9 protein-coding genes are annotated in these 9,835 nt (G+C 43.1%); 3 read left to right on the top strand and 6 right to left on the bottom strand.

Annotation, left to right across the window (positions count from 1 at the left end):
* Positions 1-130 precede the first annotated feature (130 nt).
* Together N473_RS16330 and N473_RS16325 are read right to left on the bottom strand one after the other, a co-directional pair.
* Complete coding sequence (locus N473_RS16330; RefSeq protein WP_155735640.1) at positions 131-466, bottom strand: hypothetical protein; 336 nt, start codon at positions 464-466, stop codon at positions 131-133.
* Positions 467-678: 212 nt separating this feature from the next.
* Positions 679-2,142: a LytR/AlgR family response regulator transcription factor gene (locus tag N473_RS16325; RefSeq protein WP_155735639.1), complete on the bottom strand. Its 1,464-nt coding sequence runs from the start codon at positions 2,140-2,142 to the stop codon at positions 679-681.
* Positions 2,143-2,342: 200 nt separating this feature from the next.
* Between N473_RS16325 and N473_RS16320 the strand changes: the two genes are divergently transcribed.
* Positions 2,343-3,815, top strand: coding sequence for an alpha/beta hydrolase (locus N473_RS16320; RefSeq protein WP_063368852.1), 1,473 nt, complete (start codon positions 2,343-2,345; stop codon positions 3,813-3,815).
* Between the two features lie 84 nt (positions 3,816-3,899).
* Here the strand turns inward: N473_RS16320 and N473_RS16315 are convergent, their stop codons facing one another.
* Positions 3,900-4,517, bottom strand: coding sequence for a response regulator (locus tag N473_RS16315; protein WP_063368851.1), 618 nt, complete (start codon positions 4,515-4,517; stop codon positions 3,900-3,902).
* Entirely contained in the window at positions 4,514-5,638 is a 1,125-nt protein-coding gene (locus N473_RS16310) for a sensor histidine kinase (RefSeq protein ID WP_063368850.1), read from the bottom strand. The genes N473_RS16315 and N473_RS16310 overlap by 4 nt, the downstream gene beginning before the upstream one ends.
* 154 nt (positions 5,639-5,792) lie before the next feature.
* On the opposite strand from N473_RS16310, the gene N473_RS16305 reads away from it, so the two are divergent.
* Positions 5,793-6,953, top strand: coding sequence for an acyltransferase family protein (locus tag N473_RS16305; protein WP_063368849.1), 1,161 nt, complete (start codon positions 5,793-5,795; stop codon positions 6,951-6,953).
* Between the two features lie 40 nt (positions 6,954-6,993).
* Here the strand turns inward: N473_RS16305 and N473_RS16300 are convergent, their stop codons facing one another.
* Both N473_RS16300 and N473_RS16295 read right to left on the bottom strand, forming a co-directional pair.
* The gene (locus N473_RS16300; RefSeq protein ID WP_063368848.1) at positions 6,994-8,376 is read right to left on the bottom strand and encodes an L-cystine transporter; all 1,383 of its coding nucleotides are present in this window, start codon (positions 8,374-8,376) and stop codon (positions 6,994-6,996) included.
* Positions 8,377-8,608: 232 nt separating this feature from the next.
* Entirely contained in the window at positions 8,609-8,947 is a 339-nt protein-coding gene (locus N473_RS16295) for a winged helix-turn-helix transcriptional regulator (protein WP_063368847.1), read from the bottom strand.
* A gap of 104 nt (positions 8,948-9,051) precedes the next feature.
* Between N473_RS16295 and N473_RS16290 the strand changes: the two genes are divergently transcribed.
* Positions 9,052-9,819, top strand: a complete 768-nt coding sequence (locus N473_RS16290) for an SDR family NAD(P)-dependent oxidoreductase (protein WP_063368846.1) — start codon at positions 9,052-9,054, stop codon at positions 9,817-9,819.
* The last annotated feature ends 16 nt before the right edge of the window (positions 9,820-9,835 follow it).

Here is a 9,835-nt window from a genome sequence, read left to right as displayed (position 1 = left end):
TTTTATTTTGAATTTTAATTCTTTTGAGTTTTGTAAAAAAACATTCAAACATATCATTTAAAAAGCACTTACTCAGTATGATAGCTATTCACAATTAAAAGTAGATGTGCTGAAATCGCAATCTTCAGATCTATGCAATGTGAATAGAATGTGGGTCACCTAAATAATAGTCACTGCTGAAATGCCATAGATACACTGACTCTACGCTTAAGCCGACATTAGATAAATATGCATGAGCGATGTTCGACCATTCATCAACCGATAAAGGAAATAGGATGAAAAAAATTGCCAATCTCCTTGATAGGGATCGCCATGGCTCTGGGTGCACCTTTGACCGTACTTGCCACAAATAGTCATGGCTATCTTCATGGATGACATTGGCCATTTCATGGCACATCGCAAACATAGTGTGGATACCAAACAGATATTTGCCAAAGAGGGGGACATCAGGAAGCAACTGTCGCAAGATTAAAACCCAATGTAAGCTCTATTGTAAATAAGTCATCACAACTTAAACGATAAGCCAACCTATCGCTTATTTCACTTTCAAGTGAAACAAGCTCAATTGGACACCTCTAATCACCATTGCACTAATGAACTGAAATAAACTAATTTACTCACCTACTCATTATCAACATAACCACGTACCGCTGTATTTTACAAAGCAGAGTGCGGTGCCTAGTTCACAGACTCCTTTAACGTCGCTCGCACGCTTGGTACTAATCGACGGCTCACCGGCACCGTCTCACCGACGGTAAGCAACAAACTGTGCTGGCTATTTGTACTGTGTAAGGTAAGAACTTCATCAAGATTTACAAGATAAGATCGGTGTGTCTTAACAAACATAGAGGGTAAGCTCACTTCCAGTTGTTTTAACGGCCCTGAATAGAGTTTGTCAGTGCCATCTTTCATATATAACTCAACATAATCACCGGCCGCTTTGCAGTAAGCTATATCTGTCATCGTGACATATTCCGTCTTGCCTGCAACCGACAATTCAAGCCTCGTTGGAGAGTGTGATTGTTGATTTTGCGCAAGTTTTAATTCAAGCTTGGCAATATGTGACTGATCGCACAAATGCTGTATCTGCTGCAAGTTATATTCTCTCGCTTGTCGTATAAATAAATAAGCCAACAGCAGTGCAATGATCACAAAGTGTATAATTTCATGAAAACGCGCGGTCGCAATGCAAATGGTGATCACCACCATACACTGAACCACAAACCAATTTAACAATGATTTATCTCGGCTCTGCCACCAAAATAGCGCTATTTGAAGCAAACTAATTAGCAGTGGAATAAAAATCCCAGCTGTCGCTTTAACATCAAAGCCTGGTGCAAATATGACCACACTCAATGATAGGAAACCGCCAATATATATCCAGTGCCAAGCGCGACTTCCCGCCACTTTAAAAGAGCTATAAATCAGTAATACCATGCCAAACAAACATGATAGCCCCGCGACCAGTATCAACCGTATATCATGCCAAGGATAATCGTAATTAAACAGGCCTCGAGACATCTCCGTGCCAAGTTGCAAGGCCGCCAACAAACAAAGTGCCGAGAACAACTTAAAGTTTCGTCTACCATGTTGTCTAAAGCTGATGCTTAAAAAATATAAAGCACCGAGTAAAAACGCCCCAATCAAACTCAGACCAAGACTGCTAAATGATTGAATATATTGCTTAGGATCGCCATATTGACCAATACCTAAGTAATGAACAGGGTAATCAAGTATGATTAAACTATGCTGAGCTGACAAAGCAAATACCAGCTTATTTTGCGACGTTAATAATCCCTCAGGGATATAAAATACCTGATCCATTTTTCCCATTTGCTCTGATTTATCAGTAGCAGGCTGACCGTTTTGCCCGATAAAAACCCCATTGAGATAAACACGCGATGTCGCTTTGGCAAATAAAAATAACCCGTATGGTGGTGAGAGTTCAGCAAGCCTTTGCGTGCGATCAAACTCCAGCTTTACCCATAGAGCTCGGTTTTGCGGGTCAAGTTTTGACAACTGAGTCGTTTTACATTGTGGACTTAAAAAATCCGGTGGTTCAGGTGTGGCAAATGGGCAAACCGTTACTTCTGCACTGCGAGGAAAAGGGACTAATTGTTGGCTACCATACGCAACACTCATGAAACAGCCAAAGAACAACGGCACCAAAAAATAAAATACAGAATGACTATTCACAATCTCTCATTTTCCTTTTACCACTCACCGGAATTTAACTACCGTTTACCCTGTAGCCCTTTAATATCAGTTCATTCAAAGAAGTTTGCTATCCATCAAAGTCCACATTGCGTTTAATAAATGCAGACCAATACAGGAGCAATCTTATGCGATTTACAATTCATTTAGTAGCCACTTTAACCTTGGCTTGCAGCTTTTATAATATCGCCGATGAGCAAACGCCTACTCTGAAGCTATATGAAAACGAAAAACAAATTTTATTCAAAGCAAACAGTGGGGAAATCACTGATGCAGTTGAAGGTCATTTATGGGTACCTGAAAATAGAGATAACCCGCATAGCCGGAAAATCAGAGTCAACTATGTGCGCTTCCCTGCCACAGGCAGCAAGCCAGGCACACCCATTGTTTATCTGTCTGGAGGTCCCGGTGGCTCAGGGATCAGCACAGCCAAGTGGCGACGTTACCCGTTATTTCAAGCGCTCAGAGAGTTTGGTGACGTCATAGCGCTTGATCAAAGAGGTACAGGGCAATCTGAGCAAGCGGCACCTTGTGTATCAACTCAAAAGATCCCGTTAAATAAAGCCATCAGTGCAGAACAAGTAACCCAACACTACCGTGCAGCTGCTCGCGAGTGTTTTGCCTCATGGAAATCACAAGGTTATGATATTTATGGATATAATTCTAATCAAAATGCCTTAGACATTGACGCTCTACGCACCCACTTAAACGCAGACAAGGTCTCTTTGTGGGGGATTTCATATGGCAGTCACTTAGCCCTAGCAGCGATGAAACTGTTCCCCCAGCACATTAATAAGGTGATCATTGCCAGTGCTGAAGGCCTCAATCAAACTGTTAAACTCCCAGCACAGACCGATCTCTATTTTAAAAAGTTACAAATAGTCATCGACCAACAAGCATTGAAAACGGACATACCAAATTTGTCTGCGCTGATGAAACGAGTACATGCAAAATTAGATGAAGCGCCCAAACAGATAACAATACAAAATAGAGATGGCTCGACTACACAGTTGCTTTTCCAAACTCATCACCTGCAAACACTAGCCAGTAAAATGATAGCAGACCCAAATCACTACCTTGCAATACTGCTGCATATTTATCTCGGGTTAGATAATAACAATACTGAGCTATTAAGCGCAGTGCTGCAGCGCGGTATGTTCAAGGATGAGCCCATCACGTTTGAATTAATGCCATTAGCAATGGATATTGCGTCCGGTATATCTAATGAACGTTTAGCACAAGTTAAGTACCAAGCTCGCTCTGCCTTACTGGCTGAGCATCTCAATTTTCCGATGCCACACTTAAACAAGTTAGACAGCAAATTAGACTTAGGAGAAGCGTTTAGAGCTAACGCCAAATCATCCATTCCTACATTGCTGTTCTCAGGAAGTCTAGACGGTCGCACTTATCCCGAGGCGCAAATAAAAGCCGTTCAGGGGCTCTCCAACCTCACCCATGTCGTGGTCAATAATGCGGGGCATAACTTGTACACCAGCTCACCAGAAGTGCGAGTTCGAATCAAAGCGTTTTTGGCTGGCAATACAGTCAATCAAGATCCAATCAACTTGCCACTGCCACGGTTAAGTATGCCAGAACGCTAAAGCAGCAAGCAGGATTGAAAAGTGCTTAGGATGTGGTGAGCATCCTAGCCTTTAATTGCCTAACGGAATCAAAATCCAGTGCTCTTAAACTAAACCTAACTCGATTGCTTTAAGCACCGCCTGAGTGCGATCTTGTACTTCAAGTTTAGCGAGTATATGTGACACGTGATTGCGAATTGTGCCTTCTGAGTTGTGCAAGTTACGGGCAATGGTTTTGTTCGCCATCCCTAAAGATAAACATGTTAAAACTTGCCGCTCTTTTTCGGTCAATTCTATCTGAGGCGATATTTGTTTTTGCAGCAAATAGTCAGTGAGTGCAGGTTGCAGTACTTTTCTTCCAGCAACTATTTGCTTGATTGACTCAATCAACTCTTCTAACTCAATGTTTTTTAATACATATCCTTTTGCCCCTAAAGCCATGGCGCTAACCAGCACCTCGCAATCTTCAAAGGTGGTAATAATCAGTATTGGTGGTGCACATTTCGTACTGTTTTGCAGCGCACGTAATACACCTAATCCATCTAATACAGGCATACGCATGTCTAACAACATCACATCAAAATCTCGCTGTTCGAGCTGATTTAGCGCTTCCTCGCCATTTTCAGCTTGACCCTCGACACAAATTACATCACTTAAATTAAGCAAATTAGCCAGCCCCAATCTCACTAAGGTCTGATCTTCAACCAATAAGCAAGAAATCAATGTTTACCTCCTTGTTCAAGAGGGAGTGATATCATGTTGATTAAACAATGACCGTCCAGCAATTGTTTAAAATCGCCATGGTATTGCTCCATGCGCTCTTTAAGCCCTGAGAGCCCATTGCCCGCCTTCGGTATACATGACTCCGGATGGCTGTGCCATGCCTTTGCCAACACATACTGCCGACCTGATTGACGTACTATCTGAACTTTAAAATAGAACTGCTGAGCCTGAGTATGCTTCAGTGTATTACTGACCATTTCTTGACAAAAACGTACGATACAGAGCGCATGTTGTTGTGAGATCATCGCCGCTTTTACTTCCATGTCCAAGGTGCAGGCGAGTGTTGGCGTCAACGCGAAAATCCCCTCCAATGCCTGTTTTAGCAGAGCTTTATCACTGCGCTCGCAAGAGACAATATCTCGAACTTCAGTGAGTGCCTGTTGGCTCAACTGATGGCAGGTATTCACGGTTTCAGCGATTTCATCCGGTGCTATGCGCTTTACAAAATCAAGATGAATACTCAATGCTGTCAGTTTATGTCCCAGTGAGTCATGCAACTCACGAGAAATATGCTGCCGTGCATGTAGTGCAGACATCGCCCCCATCATATGCTGCGTCGCCTTGAGTTCTTTATAGTTTTGTCGCGATTGATAATGCATATTTAAACTCTCAACAATGCGGCGGCTCACAAACCAATTCATGCTGCAAAAAAACAACCAAACGACAAAGGTTACCCAAGGAATATCACCCTGCCACCGGTCAAAATGTTCGATGCCGTATACCCCCATCGCTAAGATGATAACGGCCATTATCTTGGCAAATGAAAAATGTGGGCTAAACACCGCAGCAAACATCACTAGGTGAATAAAGAGCAAAGAGGTTGAGGTGAGTGGAATAAGTCCAAGAATTAACGCAAAGTAGCCTAGGGCAACATAAAAGACATGTTTATTGGGGTGTTTGAGCACATAAAATAGCAGTAACAGTATCAATAAACTGACAGGCAGCTGCAACATCAAAGCTATCGGTGAATTGGCAAAATAAGCACAGGCGCACGTCACACCTAGCCATGAGGCAATGGTTGAAAACCGCCAATCCGTTGTATGTCTTATTTGAGTATCCATTGCGAGCGCGCTTTTATTTTTTAAGCCATTATTGCAAATATCTCGGGCCAAAAACAGTGACAGATGTCATAGCGAAAATAGACCAAATGTGACTATTTAGGAAAAGACTGTGTGCGCTAGCATATCGATATTCTCAGCATCTCGGAGGTCATCGATGCCGCTCACACCACGATTTAACTTTATTGATAATTTACGATGCTTTGCGCTACTGCTCGGCGTTGTATTTCATGCCGCTTTGGCTTACAGCCCTTACTTTCATAACATTTGGCTCAGCGCTGACCCAAACAAGGCTGGGATTTTTGATGTGCTTACACATTGGCTGCACTTATTTAGGATGCCAGTCTTTTTTGTCATCGCTGGGTTTTGTAGCGCATTAATCATCGCCAAAAAGGACGCGACGACATTTATTAAGCAACGGCTAAAACGACTCTTACTACCATTTCTCTTATTTTTACCTCTGGTCATTGCCTCATTTATCCATGTACTGAGTTGGGGAGCTGATATAGTCAACCCTTTACCACCTATTTATGCCGCTTTTAATGTCATTACTGAGCCTCAAATAAGCACTGCACATTTGTGGTTTTTATGGATTTTAACGCAGCTTTGCCTAATACACTGGGGCGTTTATCGCATCTCAGGCTCACTTCATAAGAGGCTACACTGTACAGTTAATATGGCTATGTATCCGCTCATTTTGATGACGTGCAGTTTTGTGACATTGCTCGCCCAGCCTACCCCATTTCCTGCACCCGATAAGCTTTTACCGCAACTTTGGGCACTGATTTTTTATGGTACTTTTTATCTATTTGGCATCATCCTTTACCACAAGCCAACCCTGTTCAAGCGCGCTTATGACAGCATTATACCCTTGTCGCTCACCGCGATTCTCTCATTCATTGCCTACTTGGTTTATCTACCTGAGGCCTCGACTATTGAGCAAGTCATCGCAGCGGCCAAGCATGGTGCATTTGCCTCAGGCGGCATACAACATATTCGAGTCGTGGCGGTTCAAGCGGTGGCCATTGTCAGCTGGGCTGCCCTCATACTGTTACTCGGCCATCACTTTTTAAATCACGAAAATCGCATTAGTCGCTATTTATCCGATGCATCTTATTGGGTGTATTTGATCCATGTGCCCGTAATGCTATACATACAAATGCCACTGATAAACACAGCATTACCAGCGATTGTTAAATTCATTATCAGTGTGGTGGGTAGTATGAGTATCTCACTGCTAACCTACCATTTTGCAGTCAGGCACACAGTGATAGGTCGGTTTTTAAATGGCGACGTCCATGTAAAAAAGGTGAAGTAATAAGCTGAAACAGGGGCCATACAGGCCCCTATTTTTATCATTACGAAGACTGAGCCGCAGACTCAGTAGGCGCTTGCGCCTCAGCTTTCTCTCCTAAAATTCGGTGCGTAATAGTACCTGCAGTCATCGAGCCAGACACATTTAATGCCGTTCGGGCCATATCAATCAAAGGCTCAATTGAAATAAGCAATGCCGCAATAGTCACAGGTAAGCCCATCGCAGGTAGTACAATCAATGCCGCAAATGTTGCGCCACCGCCCACACCTGCAATACCAAATGAACTGATAGCAACAATGGCAACAAGCGATAAAATAAATGAAATATCCATCGGATTAATACCAACACTTGGCGCTACCATTACAGCCAGCATCGCAGGATAGATACCCGCACAGCCATTTTGACCAATTGTCGCGCCAAATGATGCAGACAAGTTCGCAATTGCTGGCGGTACATTAAGCTTATTAATTTGCGTATCCACGTTCAGTGGAATGGTTGCCGCACTGCTGCGAGACGTAAATGCAAATGTCAGTACCGGCCAGATTTTTTGGAAAAACCGCTTAGGGCTCACGCCAAATAGGCCGACCAATAAGCCATGTACGACAAACATTAAGAAAATAGCCACATACGATGCGACAATAAAGCCCAGTAAATTAGTGATATCGGCTAGGCTTGATGTTGCCACCACTTTGGCCATCAAGGCCGCAACGCCATATGGTGTCAATGAAATCACCATCTTCACCAGTCGCATCACAACCGCTTGTAAGGTTTCGACAAATGTACGAATTGGCGCTTCTAACTCTTCACGTTCACTCATTACTTTACGGGCGGCAATGCCCACCAAAATACCAAAAATCACCACCGCGATAATGGAGGTTGAACGCTCCCATGCTAAGTCTTGGAAGATATTGGTCGGAATAAAGCTCAGTAACATTTGTGGAATAGACAAGTCACTGACTGTTTCACTGCGAGACTCAAGCACCGCAATTCGAGATGTTTCACGTGCGCCTTCTGTTAACCCTTCAGCACTGAGCCCAAACAATTGAGTAATGAAAATACCGATCAGCGCGGCTATCATGGTCGTCACCACCAGCACTGAAATCGTAATGCCACTGATTTTGCCAAGTGCCCCCGATTTATCCAATCGTACAACCGCAGCGACCATGGACACCAATACCAATGGCATAATGATCATTTTCAACAGGGCCACATAACCACTGCCAACTACATTGGTCCAATTTAGGGTTTCTGTGATGGCATGATGCCCCTCACCCAGGAAAAACTGTAAGGCAAAGCCAAATACACTACCTAATGACAGGCCAATTAAAACGAGGCGCGAAAGTGTTGCCCCTTTTTTCTGGGTTTGAAATAAAACAATGAGGATTGCGGCAAAAACAGCAAGGCTCACCATGGCGATGAAGGACATATAGTTACCTTTGAATGATTCGTACGAGAGAAATTCTAAAAAGAAGATAAATCGGAATTTTTATCTAGGGTGCACAGTAATAAATTATTGCGATACTGCAAAGAATGATTAGGAATGATATATATTTTCAAGTTATGGATATGCTGATTTATTGACTGACACGGCTATCCTTTGCGCAAAGTTGCGCGCACAAATTACGCAACACGCTTAATTACCACCATAAGACACTTATTTACTCACCATCAATTTCCATTTGTAGCGCCTCCAACTGCTCTAAAATGGCTAAAAACTTTTCTCCAAATGGCGTCACTTGATATTCCACGCGCGGGGGTAATTCATTAAAAACCTGTTTATCTAAAATACCAAACTCCACATTACGCTTTAAACACTGGTTAAGTACCTTGGTCGATAATCCTTCAACTTGACGCACCATTTCTCCGGGTCGGTTTATCCCTGCATGCAAAAGCTGATACACCGTCAAAGACCATTTACAGCCATAAATGGTTTCTACCATGCGCGCGCTGGATTGCGGCGCTAACTTTCTTGAAAACTTTTTTTCTTGTGATGTCATAAAGATGTACCAAAAAGTACCTAGCTAACCAAATTGTACTTACTATTCAGCGGCTTTCATTAAATTTAATCTTATCACGACTTTTTAAAACAAGAGATGTGATTATGACTTTTTCAAATTCAGGCATTGCCCTTATCATTGGTGGCTCAAGCGGTATGGGATACGCAACGGCTAAGCAACTTTTACAAGCAGGCGTTTCAGTCGAGATTGTCGCTAATAATCAACACAAGTTAGATTCTGCGATCAGTGCATTAAGTGAGTTAGGCACCGTCACAGGCAGACAAATCAATCTATATGACATTCGGTCAGTGATGGCTTTCGCAGAAGAAGTGGCGAGTTCTTCAACACACTATCGATACCTTGTTAACGCAGCTGGTTACTTCTCGCCAACACCTTTTATTGAGCATTCACTTGCAGACTATGACAAATACCATGATTTAAATAAAGCCACCTTTTTCCTCACGCAAGGCGTGGTTAAGAATATGCAACGTTTCGATGGGGGTAACATGGTCAATATTGGCTCTATGTGGGCTAAGCAAGCCATCAAAGCCACCCCTTCTAGTGCGTACTCTATGGCTAAAGCTGGGCTGCATGCGTTTACGCAGCATCTCGCAATGGAATTAGCGGATAACAACATTCGCGTCAATGCTGTCGCCCCTGCGGTTGTGCAAACCCCTATTTACGGTGCATTCATACCGCCCGCAGAGATTAAACAGGCGCTTGCCTCGTTTAACGACTTTCATCCCATTGGCCGAATTGGTGAACCAGATGATGTGGCAAACAGTATTTTATTTTTATTATCCGATGAGGCAAGCTGGGTAACTGGCACCATTATGGACGTCGATGGTGGCGTCATGGCTGGTAGAAACTAACACTCTTCTAAACGGG

This window comes from Pseudoalteromonas luteoviolacea CPMOR-1 (assembly GCF_001625685.1).
Taxonomy (GTDB): Bacteria; Pseudomonadota; Gammaproteobacteria; order Enterobacterales; family Alteromonadaceae; genus Pseudoalteromonas; species Pseudoalteromonas luteoviolacea_K.
Note: the sequence above shows the minus strand (reverse complement) of the source record. Positions and strands in the feature narration are given on the sequence as shown.